15 protein-coding genes and 1 other RNA gene are annotated in these 18,374 nt (G+C 55.9%); 11 read left to right on the top strand and 5 right to left on the bottom strand.

What is annotated here, in order from left to right:
• Positions 1-4 precede the first annotated feature (4 nt).
• A complete protein-coding gene (gene uxuA / locus CHB83_RS12840) occupies positions 5-1,252 on the bottom strand; it encodes a mannonate dehydratase (protein ID WP_245855350.1) in 1,248 nt (415 codons plus the stop codon).
• Positions 1,253-1,588: 336 nt separating this feature from the next.
• Between uxuA and CHB83_RS12835 the strand changes: the two genes are divergently transcribed.
• Positions 1,589-2,767 carry a LacI family DNA-binding transcriptional regulator gene (locus CHB83_RS12835; RefSeq protein WP_089332927.1) on the top strand — a complete coding sequence of 393 codons (1,179 nt, stop codon included), beginning with the start codon at positions 1,589-1,591 and terminating at the stop codon, positions 2,765-2,767.
• A 281-nt stretch (positions 2,768-3,048) separates the two neighbouring features.
• Entirely contained in the window at positions 3,049-3,201 is a 153-nt protein-coding gene (locus tag CHB83_RS23835; protein WP_179225527.1) for a hypothetical protein, read from the top strand.
• Positions 3,202-3,387: 186 nt separating this feature from the next.
• On the opposite strand, the gene ssrA is transcribed toward CHB83_RS23835, so the two are convergent.
• Positions 3,388-3,757: a transfer-messenger RNA gene (ssrA, locus tag CHB83_RS12830) on the bottom strand.
• 357 nt (positions 3,758-4,114) lie between these two features.
• On the opposite strand from ssrA, the gene dnaX reads away from it, so the two are divergent.
• From dnaX to CHB83_RS12800, 6 genes are all read left to right on the top strand, one after another.
• Positions 4,115-6,286: a DNA polymerase III subunit gamma/tau gene (gene dnaX, locus CHB83_RS12825; RefSeq protein WP_089332926.1), complete on the top strand. Its 2,172-nt coding sequence runs from the start codon at positions 4,115-4,117 to the stop codon at positions 6,284-6,286.
• A gap of 312 nt (positions 6,287-6,598) precedes the next feature.
• Positions 6,599-9,571, top strand: coding sequence for a M16 family metallopeptidase (locus CHB83_RS12820; RefSeq protein WP_245855349.1), 2,973 nt, complete (start codon positions 6,599-6,601; stop codon positions 9,569-9,571).
• A gap of 194 nt (positions 9,572-9,765) precedes the next feature.
• Entirely contained in the window at positions 9,766-11,028 is a 1,263-nt protein-coding gene (gene icd / locus CHB83_RS12815) for an NADP-dependent isocitrate dehydrogenase (RefSeq protein WP_089332925.1), read from the top strand.
• A 207-nt stretch (positions 11,029-11,235) separates the two neighbouring features.
• Positions 11,236-11,532, top strand: a complete 297-nt coding sequence (locus CHB83_RS12810; RefSeq protein WP_089332924.1) for a DUF3817 domain-containing protein — start codon at positions 11,236-11,238, stop codon at positions 11,530-11,532.
• Between the two features lie 68 nt (positions 11,533-11,600).
• Entirely contained in the window at positions 11,601-11,906 is a 306-nt protein-coding gene (locus CHB83_RS12805) for a DUF202 domain-containing protein (RefSeq protein ID WP_218823177.1), read from the top strand.
• 218 nt (positions 11,907-12,124) lie between these two features.
• The gene (locus CHB83_RS12800) at positions 12,125-12,499 is read left to right on the top strand and encodes a hypothetical protein (RefSeq protein WP_089332922.1); all 375 of its coding nucleotides are present in this window, start codon (positions 12,125-12,127) and stop codon (positions 12,497-12,499) included.
• A 68-nt stretch (positions 12,500-12,567) separates the two neighbouring features.
• On the opposite strand, the gene CHB83_RS12795 is transcribed toward CHB83_RS12800, so the two are convergent.
• Both CHB83_RS12795 and CHB83_RS12790 read right to left on the bottom strand, forming a co-directional pair.
• Positions 12,568-13,431: an SDR family oxidoreductase gene (locus CHB83_RS12795; protein WP_089332921.1), complete on the bottom strand. Its 864-nt coding sequence runs from the start codon at positions 13,429-13,431 to the stop codon at positions 12,568-12,570.
• A 297-nt stretch (positions 13,432-13,728) separates the two neighbouring features.
• The gene (locus CHB83_RS12790; protein ID WP_089332920.1) at positions 13,729-14,265 is read right to left on the bottom strand and encodes a DinB family protein; all 537 of its coding nucleotides are present in this window, start codon (positions 14,263-14,265) and stop codon (positions 13,729-13,731) included.
• 238 nt (positions 14,266-14,503) lie between these two features.
• Here CHB83_RS12790 and CHB83_RS12785 point away from each other — a divergent pair, with 238 nt between their 5' ends.
• From CHB83_RS12785 to CHB83_RS12775, 3 genes are all read left to right on the top strand, one after another.
• Positions 14,504-15,700, top strand: a complete 1,197-nt coding sequence (locus tag CHB83_RS12785) for a pyridoxal phosphate-dependent aminotransferase (protein ID WP_089332919.1) — start codon at positions 14,504-14,506, stop codon at positions 15,698-15,700.
• A 174-nt stretch (positions 15,701-15,874) separates the two neighbouring features.
• Positions 15,875-16,363, top strand: coding sequence for a hypothetical protein (locus CHB83_RS12780; protein WP_045690126.1), 489 nt, complete (start codon positions 15,875-15,877; stop codon positions 16,361-16,363).
• A gap of 41 nt (positions 16,364-16,404) precedes the next feature.
• Complete coding sequence (locus CHB83_RS12775; protein ID WP_089332918.1) at positions 16,405-17,061, top strand: hypothetical protein; 657 nt, start codon at positions 16,405-16,407, stop codon at positions 17,059-17,061.
• 58 nt (positions 17,062-17,119) lie between these two features.
• Here CHB83_RS12775 and CHB83_RS12770 read toward each other — a convergent pair whose 3' ends face one another.
• A complete protein-coding gene (locus CHB83_RS12770) occupies positions 17,120-18,160 on the bottom strand; it encodes an NAD(P)-dependent alcohol dehydrogenase (protein ID WP_045690221.1) in 1,041 nt (346 codons plus the stop codon).
• Positions 18,161-18,374: the final 214 nt, after the last annotated feature.

Genomic DNA, 18,374 nt, shown 5'->3' with positions numbered 1-18,374 from the left:
ACAGTTAAAGGGAGCGCGCAGCGTGGATGGAAGTAGCCAGTGGCTCTTGTAAGTCCGCCTCTAGACTGCGCCGGATGCCCAACTCCAGACCCCGCAGTTCGGCTAGTCCGCGCAGGCGCCCAATGGCGGAGTAGCCGGGGTACGTGCGCTTCTCCAGGTCGTCGAGCATCTGGTGGCCGTGGTCGGGGCGCATGGGGAGGGCGGGGTTGCCCTGGCCGGTGGCAGCCCGGCGCTGCTCCTCTATCACTAGTTCGCGTACTACCGCGTACATATCCACGTCGCCGGTGAGGTGGTCGGCCTCGTGGAAGTTGCGCGGGTTTTCTTCGCGCTTAGTAGCACGCAAATGCACAAAGTGAATGCGGTTTCCCAGGCGCCGCACAATGCCGGGCAGATCATTATCGGGCCGCACGCCCAGGGAACCAGTGCAAAACGTCAGGCCATTGGCCGGTGAGTCGTAGGCTTGTAGTAGGCCTAGCAGGTCGGCTTCGGTACTCACTACGCGAGGCAAGCCCAGCAGGGGAAACGGTGGGTCATCGGGGTGAATGCAAAGGTTCACGCCTACTTCTTCGGCTACTGGCCCTACCTCCCGCAGAAAGTAATACAGGTTTTCGCGCAACGTAGCGGCATTGATGCTGGCATACTCGTCAAGCAGGGCTTGAAAACCAGCCAGCTCGAAGGCCTCTTCCGAACCGGGTAGTCCTAGCAGCACCACGTTAGTCAGGGCAGTCACCTCAGCGGCCGACATGTTCTCGAACTGCGCGCGGGCAGCGGCCGCTACCTCTACTTCGTAGTCGGCTTCGGCACCAGGGCGCCGTAGGATGCACAGGTCAAACAAAGCAAAGTCCTGCCACACAAACCGTAGGGCCCGCGAGCCGTCGGGCATTTCGTACGTAAGATTGGTGCGCGACCAATCCAAGACGGGCATGAAGTTGTAGCACACCGTGTGAATGCCACAGGCGGCCAAGTTGCGCAGGCTCTGCTGATAATTGCGAATGTATTCGGCGCGAGTTACGCGACCCTTCTTGATGTCTTCATGGACGGGCAGGCTTTCTACCACCGCCCACTTCAGAGGTGAGTACTGAATATTATCCTGCTCCACAAGCCGCTGCCGTTCCTGAATGGCTTCAATGCTCCACACTGCCCCTACTGGTACCTGATGCAGGGCCGTTACAACGCCCGTGCAGCCGGCCTGCCGAAGTGTAAAAAGAGAAACCGGGTCCTGGGGACCAAACCAGCGCATGGTGTGCAACATATAAGAGGTACTCTTTCTAGCAAAAAGTGCAATTTTTATTACCGTTCAGCTACCCTATTAGTGCATCAGCCGTATTACCGATGCAGAGCAGTTAGGGAGTACTTACTACCGAAGATAAAAAAACAAGCGAGTGTATTGGCACTTCAAAAACCCTCCTAAACGGCTGATTTCTAAATAAAAATACCGAAAACGTTTTCGAAAACGTTTTCGGTAGGTGAAGCACAGTTCTAAAGCAGTAAAAAAATTCTGTAGATTATCCTTCAATTAAAAACCCCTAGTGCTGCCTTACTTTTCCGCGGCATCTACCCACCTTTGGAATAATTCAATTCCCACCCCATGATCAAATGTACCAAGTGTCGGTTGGCTGATGCGGTAATGCGCGCTGGCTTCATCCGGGGGCGGCAGCGTTACCACTGCAAAGCCTGTAACTACCACTTCACGGATGAAAAAGCACTGCCCATCCCAGAGAAAAAACGCCGCCAAACTACCATCAGCGACGTAGCCAAGGAACTAGGGGTAGCGCCCTCCACGGTGTCGCGCGCGCTCAATGGCCACTCCGATATCAATGCTAATACTCGCCAAGCTATTCTGGAGGTAGCACGCCAGCTCGACTATCAGCCTAACTTACTGGCGCAAAGCCTGAAAAGCAGTGAAACCAAAACCATTGGGGTGGTAATACCTGATATTGAACGGCCATTCTTCGCTACGGCCGTGAGTGGGATTCAGCAGGTAGTAGCGGAGGCGGGCTATCGGGTAATGATCTGCCAGTCGAAGGAATCGTACGAGATGGAGGTTAGCAACGTGCAGGCCCTTATTGCGAGTCGCGTAGACGGCCTGCTGATATGCCACTCCCGCGAAACCGAAAACTTCGACCACGTAAAGCAACCCGCCAGCCGCGGCATTCCCATTGTACACTTCGACCGGGTGTGTAATGAGGTGGATACTGCCAAGGTTATCCTAGACGACTGGAATGGTGCCTTCAGCGTAACCCAGCATCTGATTGAGCAGGGCGCCCGGCGTATTGCTATTTTGGCGGGCCCCGAAAGCCTGCTTATCAGCCGCAACCGCTTGGCGGGTTACGTGAGTGCATTGCAAAAGTATGGCATGCCCCTGCGCGATGAGCTACGTACGCATATCAACTTCAAGCCAGAGCAGGCAGTAGCTGCCTTAGATACCTGGCTGGCTCTCCCCCACCCGCCCGATGCCATCTTCGCCATCAACTACACCAATGCCTTCGATTTGCTGGTAGCCCTAAAGGCCCGCGGCCTGCGTGTACCCGAAGATATGGCCGTGGTAGGTTTCGGAGATGAGTTTATGGCCTCTATGATTGAGCCAGGCCTGACTACCGTTAACCTGCACCCTTACCGTATTGGTCAGCAAGCTGCTCGTTTGTTTTTAGAGCAAGTGCAGGAAAAAGAATCGTTCCAGCCGCGCACCTTCGTCATTACCGGGGACCTTGTCATTCGGCAGTCCTCTCTAAAGGCCAAGGGCGAGTTTTTTAAGTTAGATATATAAGCACATGGTATGGCTGGCTATGCCCCTTGCTACCAGGCGGCAGTGGTGAGCAACCACCTACTGCACGCTGAAGGTGGAATGGCGCAGGTAGCTTAACAGATTGATTTTGACTTGAAAAGTCACATTTATTAACATAGTAATCCTGTACATTGATCGAGTACTTCGGCTGTTTCGCCCCCTACTTCCATCCAAGCTAGGCAGTTGTCCGTACGTTTCGCCCTATTCCCTCTCCTACTCCCACCCACCACTCGGATCCCCGAGGCTTTTTAGCTATACTTTATATGGACCAGCACCCCTACACGTACAAAAACTACACCGACAACACCCCAATTCCCACCCACGATACGAGCACAATGCAGCCAGCTTGGTGGCGAAAAGCTCTTACCACGGTAATGCTGTGCCTACTTGTATGGCTGCTGGTGTTTTGGGGCTAGTACTCCGCTATTCCGAGCACGCCCTACCCAAGCACTCACCTGTGAAAATCACAACGCCCTGACTATAGGACATAGCCAGGGCGTTGTGATTTTCACAGGTGAGTGAAGTATCTTCTTGATGCAAAACTGTGGTTCCACATACCATAGAAATGAAAAACCCCGTCCCTGAATCAGGGACGGGGTTAGGGGTGGAGCTGCAGGGATTCGAACCCTGGTCCAGACAAGGAAGCCGTCGAGCTTTCTACGTGTGTATCTATGCTTGAATTTTCGAAGGAGCCCAGGCGCACATCAGGCCCTTAGTCTCCCCTTATCTGCTTGATTTCGCCCTGGCGTCGCAGCGCCACCAAGACTATCCTAACTGCTTACGACGCCCCGAACTCACCCGTGAGAAGGAGGACGGATGCGGGACGATGACATTACCTAATACCTAGATTAGGCAGCCATGGCGTAGCTATACTCGCCGGTTGTTGTTTGGACGACTTTTTAACGGGAGATTCATCCAACTCCCGACACGCTTACTCGCGACCTGCACAAGCTGTCAATTCCGGTCAGCCCCAATTGGTAAAGAACGATGCCCGCCACAAGTAGCGGGGTGCAAATGTACGCACGTTGAGTAGAAAACGTTGTTGGTGATTGAAATTGTTCCCACTACACCGCTTTACCCTGCAACACTGAGCAACCTAGTTCGTGGAGCAAATCTCGTTTCAAACTCTGACTACTTGCTGCTGGTAGCAACCTGTTCCTTTGCCACTTTAGCAACGTGATTATACACGCAAAAAACGCTATTTATCAATACAATTATCAGGCGAACATGCACTTGTAATTCCGCCTACATTACCGCGAATTAACAGGCCAGACCTAGCGCAAGGGGCGGATTCGGGGCAGGTATTGCGTATCTTTGTGGTCAGGACTTATGGAGAATTTCGTTGTTTCGGCCCGGAAATACCGTCCCGCTACGTTTCGCAGCGTAGTTGGGCAGCAGCACGTTACTACCACGCTGCAGAACGCCATTGTTAGCCAGCACTTGGCTCAGGCGTTCCTGTTTTGTGGCCCACGCGGAGTGGGCAAAACCACTTGCGCGCGCATTCTGGCTAAGACCATTAACTGCGAGTTTGTGGAAGAGCACGTGCGCAAAGGCCGCCCGGTTTCGGAGCTGCTGCGCACGCAGCCCGACATTGTACCCGATGCGCTGCAGCAGGCCGCTGACCCGGATAATACCCCATTTGAGCTAGAGGCGTGCGGTAAGTGCAGCTCCTGCCGAGCCTTCCAGGAGAATGCCTCCTTCAACGTGCACGAGCTGGACGCGGCCTCCAACAACTCGGTGGAAGACATCCGCAGCTTGGTTGAGCAGGTGCGCTACGCCCCTCAGCAGGGCCGCTTTAAGGTGTATATCATTGACGAGGTGCACATGCTCTCGAATGCGGCCTTCAATGCTTTCCTGAAAACCTTAGAGGAGCCGCCGAGCTACGCCATCTTCATCTTGGCTACCACCGAGCGGCACAAGATTATTCCAACGATTCTTTCACGCTGCCAGATATTCGACTTCAACCGGATTCGGGTAGACGACATCCGGGGGCACCTGCGCTATGTAGCTACTCAGGAGCACATTCAGGCCGAAGACGACGCCTTGCACCTGCTAGCCCAGAAGGCCGACGGTGGCCTGCGCGACGCCCTCTCGATGTTCGACCAGATGGTGACCTTCTCGGGCCACGATTTGCGCTATAAGGACGTTGTGCAGAATCTGCACATTCTAGATTATGAGTACTACTTCCGGCTAGTAGACGCCTTACTGGCAGAGAACCTGTCGGGGACATTACTTCTGCTGGAGGAAGTGATGCAGAACGGGTTTGACCTGCACAACTTTGTGGTGGGCGCGGCTGAGCACTTGCGAGGCTTGCTGGTGTGCAAAGACCCCGTGACGGTGCAACTATTGGAAGTATCCGATAACATCCGTAGCCGCTACGTGCAGCAAGCCCAGGCGGCACCGCTGGCCTTCCTGCTTTCGGCGCTAAACCTGGTCAGCCAGTGCGACCGGGAGTTTAAGCAAGCCAAGAACCAGCGCCTGCACGTGGAGCTGATGCTAATGAAGCTGGCCTACCTCAACGGTGCCGTGCAATTTGCCCGCGACTTAGGTGCTGGCCCAGCAGCTAACGGTACCGCGCAAGCCTCGTCGGGCAACGACGAGGCGAAAAAAAAAAGTAGCGTAACGCCCCCGGCCACTCCTGCGCCTAGTCTGGCTCCGGTCAGCAACCGTATTGAAACGGCTGCTCCACACGCGAAGGCCCCAGAGAATACGCCGCCCGCGCCCGTACCGCCGCCGGCTGGACCGCCTGCCGTAGCGCTTACGGTAGTATCGGGCCCTGCCGACCCCGAGCCCATCGTACCCATTGAAAGCGGGGTAGAAGAGCTTCATGATACGCCCAGCATTGAGGATGAAGCAGCAACTCAGGTTCCGGCCACGCCCCAACTGCGCGACTCAGTGCCGCACGTAGAAATTGGTACGCCCAGCGTGGCGGGCCACGAGCCGGGCCAGGTACCCGTTACGGCGGCGCCCTTGCCCCCTCCTCGGCCCGGCATGCCCACCGGCAAGCCACTTGGGCTTGGCACCAAGCTACCCGGCTTAGGCAGCCTAAGCGCAATGAAGGCCCAGCTAGAGCAGCAAGCTGCCGCTGGAAAAACTACCACGGAGGCGGAACCAGCGGGCCCCGTAACCGGCCTACCCGCCGTGAACGACGAAGTGCTGCAGCGGGTATGGGCCGAGCTGATTGAAGAGCGGAAGGCCATTAGCATGAGCCAGTACAGCCTGCTCAACCGCCCCGTCCAAGCCAACGCCCAGCATGTTATTGTGCTACGCGTAGACAATCCGGTGCAGGAGGACCAGTTCAACGAGTTTCGGGCCGACTTCCTAGGTGAACTACGGCGACGGACGGGCTACCCTCGCATCAATGTGCAAGTGGAAGTAGTGGAGCGGGTAGATACCGGCCGCAAGCTCTATACTTCCAGCGACAAGCTAGAGTATCTGATGGAAAAGTACCCCATGCTGACGGCCATGAAGCAGAAGCTGGGTCTCGACGCTGACTTTTAGGATCACCGCTACGTTTTACCGCTGCCCTGTGGGCTGGCAAACAGCATGTAGGCTACCTTAAACGGGTAACTCAACTTCTGCTTGCTACCCACAGGGCAGTTTTTGTGTTTCTACTGGTAGGGCGCTGATCGAATGAGTACAAAACCAAGGCTGGGCAGGGCAGTTTAGCTGTTCTCGCTGAGCCATGATTCTCATACGCAAATTTTCGCACTTCGCGGGAAGCGGCCCTTCGCCAAGCTTTTTATTCCCAGGGGGGCGGCCTATCTTTGGCCCTAATCCTTTCCTGCTCCGTTTTCCGCGTCGAATTTGCCCGTGAAGAAACCCCTGCTGCTTATCCTTCCGGCCCTGGCTACGCTCGGCCTTACCCAGTGTCAGACAAGTAAGCCGGCGGCCACTCCACCTACCTCGGCTGCGCCTACTACAACTGTGCCAGCTGCGCAACAGAAAGAGTACAAGTACCAAACGGTGGAAGGCGACCCGCTTAAAGCGCGTATCTACACCCTAGATAACGGCCTAACGGTGTACTTGTCGGACTACGATGATGCGCCGCGCATTCAAACGTACATAGCGGTGCGCGCCGGTTCTAAGAATGACCCGCACACCGCTACCGGCCTGGCGCACTACTTGGAGCACATGGTGTTCAAAGGCACCTCTAAGTTGGGTACTCAGAACTGGGCCGCGGAGAAGCCAGAGTTGGACAAAATTGAGGCGCTTTACGAGCAGTATCGCAGTACTCGCGACGCCGCATTGCGCAAAAAGCTCTACCATCAGATAGATTCGGTATCGAGCGTGGCTGCTAAGTACGCCGTGGCAAATGAGTACGACAAGGTAATGGGCGCCATCGGGGCCAAGGGCTCGAACGCCTACACCTCGGTGGAGCAGACGGTATACCAGGAAGATATTCCGAGCAACCAGCTAGAGAAGTGGGCTGCCGTGCAGGCCGAGCGCATGCAGGAAATGGTGCCCCGCCTGTTCCACACGGAGTTGGAAGCAGTATACGAGGAGAAAAACCGCAGCTTGGATAGTGACTTCCGTAAGGAGTTTGAAGCCCTGAACAGCAGCTTGTTCCAAAAGCACGAGTATGGTACCCAAACCACCATCGGGACCATCGAGCACTTGCAGAACCCTTCCATTACAGAAATCAAGAAGTACTTCGGGCAGTACTACGTGCCCAACAACGTAGCCCTCTGCCTTTCCGGTGACCTGGACTACGACCAGACCATCCGGCTGATTGACCAGTATTTTGGCAAGCTACAGGCCAAGCCAGTACCTACTTTCACTCCGGCCCAGGAAGCGCCCATCACGGCGCCCCTTGTCAAGCAAATACTGGGGCCCGATGCTGAAAACGTAATGCTCGGCTTCCGCTTTCCCGGCACTGCCTCCCGCGACGCGCTGGTGCTGCGCATGATTGATAAGATCCTGAGCAACGGGCAGGCCGGCCTCATTGACCTGGACCTGAATCAGAAGCAAACGGTATTGAGTGCGGCTTCTTTCACCGACCTCAACAACGACTACTCCACCCACGTTCTGTACGCTACCCCCCGCCAGGGCCAAAGCCTCACGCAAGTCCGCGACTTACTGCTGGGCGAGCTAGCCAAGGTAAAGAAGGGTGACTTCCCAGAGTGGCTGATTCCGGCCATTATCAACAACGAGCAGTTACAGCGTACCCGCAGCTACGAAAGCAACGAGGCTCGTGCCGGCGCTTTTGTGGCGGCGTTTGTGGCCCGCGAAGATTGGAAGGACTACCTCAAACAGTTCGACGACTTCGCTACCATCACCAAGCAGGACGTGATGCGCGTGGCCAACGAGTACTACGGCCCCGGCTACGCGCTGGTGTACAAGCGCACCGGCCAGGACCCCAACAAGGTGAAAGTGGTGAAGCCCTCCATTACGCCCGTGCCCGTAAACCGCGAAGCGGCCTCTGCGTTCTACAAAGAAGTTACGGCTAAGACGTCGCCCGAATTGCAGCCGGTTTTCCTGGACTACAAGAAGGACATTCAGGAAACCAAGCTGGCCTCGGGCATTCCGGTGTACTACACCCACAACGAGGAGAACAACCTCTTCAACCTGTACTACGCGCTGGACTTGGGTACCAACAATGACCCCAAGCTTGGTCTCGCTACCGACTACCTGCAGTACCTGGGCACCGGCAAATACAACGCCGCCCAGCTCCAGCAGGAGTTCTACAAGCTCGGGTGCTCTTTCTCGGTGCAAAGCGGCCAGGACCGCACCTTCGTGAGCCTCTCCGGCCTCGACAGCAACTTTGAGCAAGCCTTGCAGCTGTTCGAAAGTCTGCTTGCCGCCCCCAAGCCCGATGCCGCCGCCCTCAAGAACATGGTGGCTGGGGTGTTGAAAGCCCGCCAGGATGCCAAGCTCAACAAAGGAGTTATTCTGAACCAGGCCCTGGTGAACTACGCCAAGTACGGCGCGAAAAACCCCTTCACCAGCCAACTAAGCGAGAAAGAGCTAAAAGCGCTGAAGCCTGAGCAGCTCACCGCCCTCATCCAGAAGCTCCCGACCTACCAGCACCGCGTGCTGTACTACGGGCCACGCGCTACCGACGCCTTAGCGTCTACGCTGAATACAACCCACCGCGTACCTGCTAAGCTCACGCCCGTGCCAGCTAACAAGGACTTCGCGGAGCAGCCCATGACGGACCGCAAAGTATATTGGGTAGACTACAACATGGTACAGGCCGAAATTCTGTTCCTGAGCAAAGGGCCCGTGTACGACAAAGGACTGATACCTACTACCAGCCTCTACAACGAGTATTTTGGGGGGAGTATGGGCAGTATTGTGTTCCAGGAACTACGCGAGTCGAAAGCGCTGGCGTACTCGGCTTCCTCGCGGTTTGCCTCGGCTGATAAGGTAGGGCGCAGCTCCTACAACCTCAGCTACATTGGCACCCAGAGCGACAAGCTGCCCGAGGCTATGGCCGGCATGAACACCCTGCTCAACGATATGCCCGTGGCCGAAGCCAATCTGCAGATTGCCAAGAACGCCATCCGCAACAGCATTGCCACGGAGCGCATCACTAAGTCGGACATCCTCTTCAGCTACGAGCGGGCCAAACGCCTCGGCCTCGATTATGATGTGCGCCGCGACGTGTACGAGCAGACGCCTAACATGAGCTTCCAGGACTTGCAGAAGTTCCAGCAGGCTCGCGTGAAAGGGCAGCCGCAAACCATTCTGGTTATCGGCTCCAAGGACCGCCTCAACTTCAAGGAACTGGCCAAGTACGGGCAGGTCCAGCAACTTACGCTGAAAGAGATTTTCGGCTATTAAGTACTCTATCCCTAGCCCCTACTCAGCAAGATAGGAGCACTAGCCTGGGCTGTTATTTCTAGTTCTACATCTATCCACCTGAGAGCAAGAAATCCGAAGTGAATAGCTAGAAACTAGACGTACCCCTCCCCCGGGAGGAGCTAGGGACGGGGCCCACCACCAAAAACCTATAGTACCTAAGTACCTTTTCAACAATGGCAGAGAAAATCACCATCAAGAACGGCAAGCTGCACGTGCCCGATCAACCCATCATTCCGTTCATCGAAGGCGACGGCACGGGTCCGGACATTTGGGCGGCTTCCGTCCGCGTGTTCGACGCGGCAGTAGAAAAAGCCTATGGCGGCTCGCGCAAGCTGGTGTGGAAAGAGGTATTGGCCGGCGAGAAGTCCTTCAAGCAAACCAACAACTGGCTGCCAAACGAAACCCTCGATGCTTTCCGCGAATACCTGGTGGGCATCAAAGGCCCCCTGACTACTCCCGTGGGTGGTGGTATCCGGTCTCTGAACGTGGCCTTGCGCCAGGAGCTTGACTTGTACGCTTGCGTACGCCCGGTGCGGTGGTTTGAAGGCGTACCCTCGCCCGTGAAGCAGCCCAACCTGACCGACATGGTGATCTTCCGCGAAAACACGGAGGATATTTACGCCGGTATTGAGTACATGAACGGCACGCCGCAGGCCCAGAAAATGCTGGAATTTCTGCAGGATGAGATGGGCGTGAAGAAAATTCGCTTCCCCGAGACCTCGTCGTTCGGCATCAAGCCCGTATCGAAGGAAGGTACAGAGCGCTTGGTACGCGCGGCTATTCAGTATGCCATTGAGCACAACAAACCGTCGGTGACGTTGGTCCACAAGGGCAACATCATGAAGTTTACCGAGGGGGCTTTCAAAACCTGGGGCTACGAACTGGCAGAGCGCGAGTTTGGCGACAAAGTGTACACGTGGAACCAGTACGACAAGGTAGTTGCCAAGCAGGGCCAAGAAGTAGCCGATGCTCAGCAGCGCGCAGCTCTGGAAGGTGGTAAGATCCTGATTAAGGACAGCATTGCCGATGCCTTCTTGCAGCAAATATTGCTCCGCCCCGCCGAGTACTCGGTAGTAGCTACCCTGAACCTGAACGGCGACTATATCTCCGATGCGCTGGCAGCTATTGTAGGCGGCATTGGCATTGCTCCCGGTGCCAACATCAACTATCTAACGGGCCACGCCATTTTCGAAGCGACCCACGGCACCGCACCCAAGTATGCTGGCCAAGACAAAGTGAATCCCGGCTCGGTTATCCTGTCGGGTGCCATGATGTTTGAGCACCTGGGCTGGCAGGAAGCCGCCGACCTGATCTACAAAGGGCTCGAAGCCGCCATTGCCTCAAAGCGCGTTACCTACGACTTCGAGCGTCTGATGGAAGGTGCTACCCTGCTGAAGTGCAGCGAGTTCGGCGACGAGATTATCAGCCGGATGTAGTAGCTTGGCACTAGCCAATTAATCATAAGAACCCCCGCGTTGGCTGTAAGGCTGGCGCGGGGGTTTAATTTTCACTTTACTATTTTCAAATTTCGGACAGCAATACTGTCCCTTAGGATTAATATCTCGGGAGCATTGGTAATTTTTAGTGGCTAGTTGTACTGCTGGCAGGCGTATCTTGCGGCTTTATCAGTTCCAGTTGGATTTATGCTTGCATTGCTACGTACCACGCTTGGCCGATTACGCGCTGTTGGGTTTCTGGAAGGCATTTCGTTTCTGGTGCTGCTGGGGATTGCCATGCCTCTGAAATACCTGGCTGGCGAACCGGCAGCGGTGCGCATTGTGGGCATGGCGCACGGGGTGTTATTTGTGCTGTACCTATTACTAGTACTTCAAGCGAGCTTGGAGCATAGCTGGTCGTGGCGGAAGGCACTGCTGGCCTTGGTAGTATCGGTGGTGCCATTTGGCACCTTTTGGGCCGACAAAAAGCTATTTCGGGCGTAGTTAAGTCCAGATAAGGCGGCTGCAAGCTAGATTCTGGATTTCTAGAAGTGCCTACCACAACTGTCGTTATGCGTAAGATGGACATGCCTTCATCTTCGCCTCTCATCTCTGAGCTTCCCCTCGACCTACGCGACAAGCTTGCGCTGGAACGCACCCACTTGGCCAATGAGCGCACAGTGCTGGCCTACGTACGTACCGGCATGGCCCTGGTGGTAGCCGGTTTCTCCCTCATCAACTTCTTTCGTGACTACCTCTACGTGTGGGTAGGCGTTGTATTCGTGCCTGTAGGAATTGGTATCACGGTGGCAGGCTGGTTTCGGTACCGGGCCAAACGAGTACGCATAAAAAACTACCTGCACACCCCATCGGCGTAACAGCCAGCACGGGGTAATTATTGGGCGAAAATCTTGCTAGAAACTGGTGCTTGGCGTGCTAGGAACCACCCATCAGATAGTAGCTTTGCTTTCGCTACCTAGAAGCTGCGATGCCCCCTCCAACCTACGGTTGCTTCTAAACGGGCTAGTGCCCTTTGCGTATACTTCGCCAGTAGCTATCTACTCTTTACCAGCCGCCCCAGGGCGTATTACCTAGTATGAATCCGAGAGAGAATGGCGTGTGGCAGTTGGCGGTAGTAGCGGCGTGCCTATTGCTCACCTCTTTACTGTCAAGCGTGTTTGCGGATTGGTTTGTAGAAAGCTCCGGCCACATTTCCGTCAGTTTCCTCTGGACCACTCTGCTCAGCATATCTCTTTTTCAGCGGTGGCGGCCGGCCCATTTCATTACGCTACTGTTTTCCTGCGTGCAGCTCTACCTGGCCTACGTCGTGTTATCCTACAACATCCCCCACGGTGGTAAAGTCCTGGGCTTTGGGCTGCTCGTTCCCTTGCACCTGACGGTTGTGCTCATGCTTCTGTTCTCGAAAGGAATAAACCAGTATTTCAAGCGAGGCAACTCAGTAGCAGCCTAACCATATCCCCCCCCATAACAAAGGGCACCCACATGGGTGCCCTTTCTCATGCAGTAGCCGTAGCCGGCTTAGGTATTCAGAATCTCGCCCCCATTGGGGTGAATAGCTTGCCCCGTGATGTAGGAAGCATCTTCGGAAGCCAGGAACACGTAGGCAGGCGCCACCTCAGAAGGTTGGCCGGGGCGTTTCATGGTCGTGTCTTTCCCGAAGGAGGCTACCTTCTCGGCGGGGAAGCTAGCGGGGATAAGGGGCGTCCAGATGGGGCCAGGAGCAACGGAGTTTACCCGAATCTTCTTCTCGGCTAGCTGCTGAGCAATTGAGCGAGTGTAAGCCGTAATAGCACCTTTGGTGGAAGTGTAATCCACGAGCTGCTGGTTGCCACGGTAGGCGTTGATGGAAGACGTGTTGATGATAGAGTCGCCTTCTTTGAGGTGTTCTAGGGCGGCCCGAGTCACGCGCACGAAGGAGAAGAAGTTCACTTGGAAGGTGTCTTCCCATTGCTGGTCTTCTACATCCGTGACGTCCTGACTCACGAATTGCTGCGCCGCATTATTCACCAGCACGTTCAGGCCGCCTAATTGTTCCACGGTTTGGCTTACAATAGACTGGCAGTATTCCCGGTCGCGCAAGTCGCCGGGCAGGGTGAGGCAGCGGCGACCTTCGGCTTCTACCAACTGACGGGTAGCATAGGCGTCTTGCTCTTCGTGCGGCATGTAGGTAATGGCTACATCAGCTCCCTCGCGGGCGAAGTGAATGGCCACGGCCCGACCAATGCCGGAGTCGCCACCCGTGATGAGCGCCACTTTATCCTGAAGCTTGTTGCTTCCCTTATAATTCGACCGGATATATTCCGGCTGTGGGGTCATTTCCGCCTCGATTCCGGGCTGTTGGTCTTGCTCTTGAGGGGGCAGGCTAGTTGGTTTATTTTCCATAGCAGTTGGTAAAGGATTGAGCTTATACCAACGGAATGAACACCCAGGGGTTATAGAGGAGCCGTACCGTAAGCCGGACGCTAGCGCCTTCTGGCAGCCCCTCCCGAGCATCCAAATTCCCATTCACCGGCCCACATTCCCAGGCAAGCAATCCTATCAGAACACCGGAATATGGACGCTACCAGAACGCAGGCCTTGCTCTGGGGCCATCTAGCCGACCATACTCTCTGGTATGCTATTACTTTTTTGTTACCCTGGTCGTAGCAAAGGCAAACAGCAGGAAATTTCTTATCCAATCTACGCCGAGGCAGCAGCCCCAGCCTGTGCTACCCGGGCCGTGACCAACAACTGCCCCACGTGGCGCGTGGTGTGCTCGGCGGCGTGTACGAGCAGGCCCATAACGGTGCTCGGCAGCCCCGCCCGGCCTACTGGCCGGAATTCCGCCAACGTAGCTTCCGGGGTGGCACGCAGGGTGTCCAGCATGGCTTCTACTTGGCCAGCAAACTGCTGTAGTAAGTGCGCAACGGTGTCGGGAGAGGTGGTAGAGCCCTCTTTCTCGGCAGCCAGAAACTCGAATTGCGCTTGGCTTAGGGGCTCATGACGAGCGTAAGTTTGCATGCGGTCAAGCACGCCGGCCAAGTGACGCAGATGGAAACCCACTGAGGCCACGCCCGCTGGCCGAACCTGCAATAAGTGGTTGGGGAAGTGGCGCAGGGCAACCTGCAACTCCTCGCGGGCTTGCAGCAGGGCGTGAGCTATGGGCTGTAGCAAGGGCAGCACATCCGGGAGTGGACCGCGCAGCCATACTTCGGGTTGGGGGGAAGAGGGAGTCATGGGAACATAACCGGTAGCGTGGGCGCTGGTTTGCGGGGTTTGCACTAAAGGCGGAGACTACTTAGCGTGGTCGGTTGCACATTCTGCTTTGGTTGGTTGTAGAGGCAACATACCTACGCCAACGCAGCAAATTGCCAGGCTATCTTGCTAGCCCTTGCGAATTGCATTCCGCGGTAATTGCATTAGAAGTTTCGCGGAAAAGTGGCTCGTTCTAGGCAGCTAAGCTAACTTTAAGCCCATGCTTCAACCTTCGCAGCGTGGACTGGCCTTACCGCCTTCTCCTTACCGCCGACTTACGCCCTACGCCGAAGCCGCTCGCCAACGCGGCCTGACGGTGCATCCCCTCAACATCGGGCAGCCCGATATCGAGACGCCGCCAGCCATGCTGGCGGCCGTGCAGCAGGCGGACATTCGAGTGCTGGAGTACGGCCCGACGGCAGGTACGCTGAGCTACCGCCGCAAGCTGGCCGATTACTACCAGCGCCTGGGCTTGTCAGTCACCTACGAGGACGTTATTGTAACTACGGGCGGTAGCGAATCCATTTCGTTTGCGCTGCTGGCCTGCCTTAACCCAGGCGATGAGTTTATTGTGCCGGAGCCATTCTACGGGCCCTACACTGCGTTTGCCGTGTCTACGGGCACGCACGTGGTACCCGTGGCATCGCACCTGGAGCAGGATTTTGCGCTGCCACCCATTGAGGAGTTTGAGCGTAAGATTACGCCCCGCACCAAGGCCATCCTGATTTGCAGCCCCAACAACCCAACGGGCTACGTATACAGCCGCCAAGAACTTGAGCAGCTCAAAGACCTCTGCCTGCGCCACAACCTGTACCTGCTTTCCGATGAAGCCTATCGGGAGTTCTGCTACGACGGAGAGTTCACCAGCGCCCTACACCTCGAAGGTGTTGACGAACACGTGGTTCTTATTGACACTATCTCGAAGCGGTATAGCGCCTGCGGAGCCCGTATTGGCGCCCTCGTGACTAAAAATAAGTCCCTGCGCGACGTAGTATTCAAACTAGCCCAGCTGCGGGTGTGCCCGCCCGGCCTGGGTCAGCTGCTGGCCGAAGCTGCCGCCGACTTACCAGAAGACTACTTCGACCATACCAAAGCCGAGTACCAGGCCCGCCGCGACCTGATGGTGCGCCGCCTGCGGGCCATGCCTGGCGTACGCTGCCCCCTACCCCGCGGTGCATTCTACGTGCTCTGCCACCTGCCCGTAGACGATGCCGAGCGGTTTGCACAGTGGCTGCTGGAGGAGTTTCAGCACAACGGGCAAACGCTCATGGTGTCGCCGGCAGCGGGCTTTTATGCCACCTCCATTCTGGGCCGCCAGCAAATGCGTATGGCCTACGTGGTCAACCAAGATGTTATCAATAAAGCTATGGATTGCTTGGAAGTAGCCTTGCAGCAATACCCAGGGCGCGAGGAGTAGCAGGTCCCTTAGTCAGTAAAACCAGGAAGCCGAGGCACCTACCCAACGTAGGCTCGGCTTCCTGGTTTTAGAGAGAGGGCCATTTGACGGCAGGGGACAGGTTTAGGAGCAGGTGCTTGAGGCGTGTAATTCCATGACGTATCTTCTGGGCTGATTCTTGCCCTTAGCTGCTCTATGAACCGCTTCCTACCCCTGCTACTCCTACCGCTGCTGGGTGCTGCCCCCACTGTCCGCCACACGCCCCCCGATTCGGCCCGCTTGCTAACCTTGCGCGTGAATGGGCAGGCAGTTGCTGCCGATACTATTAGTTCGCGTTTTTTCCTCAGCGACACCCGCACGCTCCGCCTCAATATCATCCGGGCCGATGACCCCGATGGGGAGGGCCTCACCATCCTGATTGACCGATTTCCGATTCAGACGGGCACGTATAGCTTTCAGGAAATCTTGAGTGGACGCAACCGAGACGCCTCCTACCGCTTTGGCAAGACGGCGGCCTACTCTAAATCTTGCCCCGATAATCCAGGTTCCGTTACGATTACGGCCATCAACGGCGCCAAGCACTGGCTGGCCGGCTCCTACCGGTGCACCGTTTGCGAATCGGGCCGCGGGGGCAAGCGCTTCACACTGGAAGGCACCTTTCGCTACCCCGTAGAAAAAGAGTAGATATTAATTATTATTCATGACACACAACGCGCTATTGCTATATGCTGTATCAACTACACCAACTAGACTTGGTAGTCGCTTTTATCCTAGGTGCCGATGGGGTACTGCTGCTGCTACTAGCGTTGCTTATTTTTCGGCGGCCCCATAGCTCGTTTGTCCGCAAGCTACTGGCACTAGGCCTGGTGCTACTAAGCCTCCCCATAATAGGAATAAAACTCTTGTTGAGTTCTCCGTCCTCATTGGCGTCTTCCCCTGGCGAAGTCGTTATTCAGAACCCCCATCATCACGTTGAGAAGCTGTACTTTTTGCGAGCAAGTAAGCACCACCACTGGCGGGTATTTTGGGTGCAGTATGTTTTCTTCTCCGACCAAAAAGTAACCATAGAAACGGAAAACTTGTACCCCACCGGATTGGTAGTAGCCCGGTACCAAGGAGGCACTTGGCAATTTCAGCGCAGACACTTTAAGAGGGGGCAGGTTGTGCTTTCGCTTTCCGCCGACCAGTTCCGCCCCGACCAGCACAAACAGATTGCCACGGCCATAGCGGCACACCGGGCCTCAGAGACCGTAAGCTGGGTCTCCAATCTACTCACGCTAGGTAGCGCTGGGGGCGTGGCTTTGCTACTGCTGAGAAGAAGGGGCAGCAAACGTTGGAACACTCGCTCTGCTACCGCACAAGTAACTCAGCAAGAGCAGTAAAACAGAAGAGCCCGGCTTCCAAGGAGGAAGCCGGGCTCTTCTGTTTTACTGCTCTTGCCTAGATGGTGGCTAGGTCTAGCACGAAACGGTACTTCACATCAGACTTCAGCATACGCTCGTAGGCCTCATTGATGTAGTTCATGGGAATCACTTCCACGTCGCTCATTACGTTGTGCTCGGCGCAGAAATCCAGCATTTCCTGGGTTTCCTGAATACCTCCGATGAGGGAACCAGCAATACGACGACGCTTGGCAATGAGGTTGAACGCGTGCAGTTGTGGGGCTTCTGGTGGCACGCCCAGCAGTACCATGGTGCCGTCTAGGCGCAGGGTGCTGATGTAGGGAGTTAGGTCCATGGTAGCCGACACCGTGTTGATGATCAAGTCAAAGTAATTCGACACCGATTTCATGGCGTCGGCATCCTTGCTTACCACAAACTTGTGGGCGCCTAGTTCTTTGGCATCGGCCTCTTTGTTGGGCGAGGTGCTGAACACAGTTACTTCGCAGCCCAGAGCAACGGCAAATTTCACAGCCATGTGGCCCAGGCCACCCAGGCCCATAACAGCTACCCGGTCGCCAGCCTTAGCGTTCCACTGCCGCAGGGGCGACCACGTGGTGATGCCAGCGCACAACAGCGGCGCTACGCGGGAGAGGTCCAGCTTATCCGACACGTGGAGCACGAATTTCTCCGTTACCACAATGCTATTGGAGTAGCCACCGTAGGTTATGGTGCCGTCGCGGTCGGTAGCGCCGTACGTGCCCACAAATCCTTCGTCACAGTACTGCTCAAGGCCTTCGTTGCACTCGGGGCAGTGCTGGCAGGAGTTCACCATGCAGCCCACGCCGGCTAGGTCGCCTACAGTAAAGCCTTTCACGTGCGCGCCTACTTCCGTTACGCGGCCCACAATTTCGTGGCCGGGTACCATAGGGAAAACAGAACCGCCCCATTCGTCGCGCACTTGGTGCAGGTCGGAGTGGCACACGCCACAGAATAGAATTTCGATGCGTACATCGTGGGCTCCCACTTCACGGCGCTGGAAGTCGAAGGGTACGAGGGGAGCATGCACTGCGGGAGCAGCGTAGCCTTTTGCTTGTGACATGAAAACGGGTTGGTTGTAGAGAACTGAAACTTCAGAACGGAATCACAATAACGGTTTCACAGGGTAAGTGGTCAGCTAAAAGTAACCGTATACTCAGTTCCGACTCTGGGCATGAGGTAGTCGAGCTTGTCGCGTAGGGTTTGCTCGGTGCGATAGTCGTCCGGGGTGAGCCAGTAGTGCTTGCAGCGGTGCCAGAGGATTTCGATCAGGTTCA

The sequence above is a fragment of the Hymenobacter mucosus genome, assembly GCF_900188255.1.
GTDB classification, from domain to species: domain Bacteria; phylum Bacteroidota; class Bacteroidia; order Cytophagales; family Hymenobacteraceae; genus Hymenobacter; species Hymenobacter mucosus.
The sequence above is the reverse complement of the archived record's forward strand: the minus strand, read 5'-3'. Positions and strand labels throughout refer to the sequence as shown.

What these genes read in the sequence shown, in the direction of transcription:
- CHB83_RS12800 (WP_089332922.1), top strand. Translation starts at nt 12,125, where the DNA reads ATGAATCCGAGAGAGAATGGCGTGTGGCAGTTGGCGGTAGTAGCGGCG.
- CHB83_RS12780 (WP_045690126.1), top strand. Translation starts at nt 15,875, where the DNA reads ATGAACCGCTTCCTACCCCTGCTACTCCTACCGCTGCTGGGTGCTGCC.
- CHB83_RS12775 (WP_089332918.1), top strand. Translation starts at nt 16,405, where the DNA reads ATGCTGTATCAACTACACCAACTAGACTTGGTAGTCGCTTTTATCCTA.
- CHB83_RS12835 (WP_089332927.1), top strand. Translation starts at nt 1,589, where the DNA reads ATGATCAAATGTACCAAGTGTCGGTTGGCTGATGCGGTAATGCGCGCT.
- CHB83_RS12805 (WP_218823177.1), top strand. Translation starts at nt 11,601, where the DNA reads ATGCGTAAGATGGACATGCCTTCATCTTCGCCTCTCATCTCTGAGCTT.
- icd (WP_089332925.1), top strand. Translation starts at nt 9,766, where the DNA reads ATGGCAGAGAAAATCACCATCAAGAACGGCAAGCTGCACGTGCCCGAT.
- CHB83_RS12790 (WP_089332920.1), bottom strand. Translation starts at nt 14,265, where the DNA reads ATGACTCCCTCTTCCCCCCAACCCGAAGTATGGCTGCGCGGTCCACTC.
- CHB83_RS12810 (WP_089332924.1), top strand. Translation starts at nt 11,236, where the DNA reads ATGCTTGCATTGCTACGTACCACGCTTGGCCGATTACGCGCTGTTGGG.
- dnaX (WP_089332926.1), top strand. Translation starts at nt 4,115, where the DNA reads ATGGAGAATTTCGTTGTTTCGGCCCGGAAATACCGTCCCGCTACGTTT.
- CHB83_RS23835 (WP_179225527.1), top strand. Translation starts at nt 3,049, where the DNA reads ATGGACCAGCACCCCTACACGTACAAAAACTACACCGACAACACCCCA.
- CHB83_RS12785 (WP_089332919.1), top strand. Translation starts at nt 14,504, where the DNA reads ATGCTTCAACCTTCGCAGCGTGGACTGGCCTTACCGCCTTCTCCTTAC.
- CHB83_RS12795 (WP_089332921.1), bottom strand. Translation starts at nt 13,431, where the DNA reads ATGGAAAATAAACCAACTAGCCTGCCCCCTCAAGAGCAAGACCAACAG.
- uxuA (WP_245855350.1), bottom strand. Translation starts at nt 1,252, where the DNA reads ATGTTGCACACCATGCGCTGGTTTGGTCCCCAGGACCCGGTTTCTCTT.
- CHB83_RS12770 (WP_045690221.1), bottom strand. Translation starts at nt 18,160, where the DNA reads ATGTCACAAGCAAAAGGCTACGCTGCTCCCGCAGTGCATGCTCCCCTC.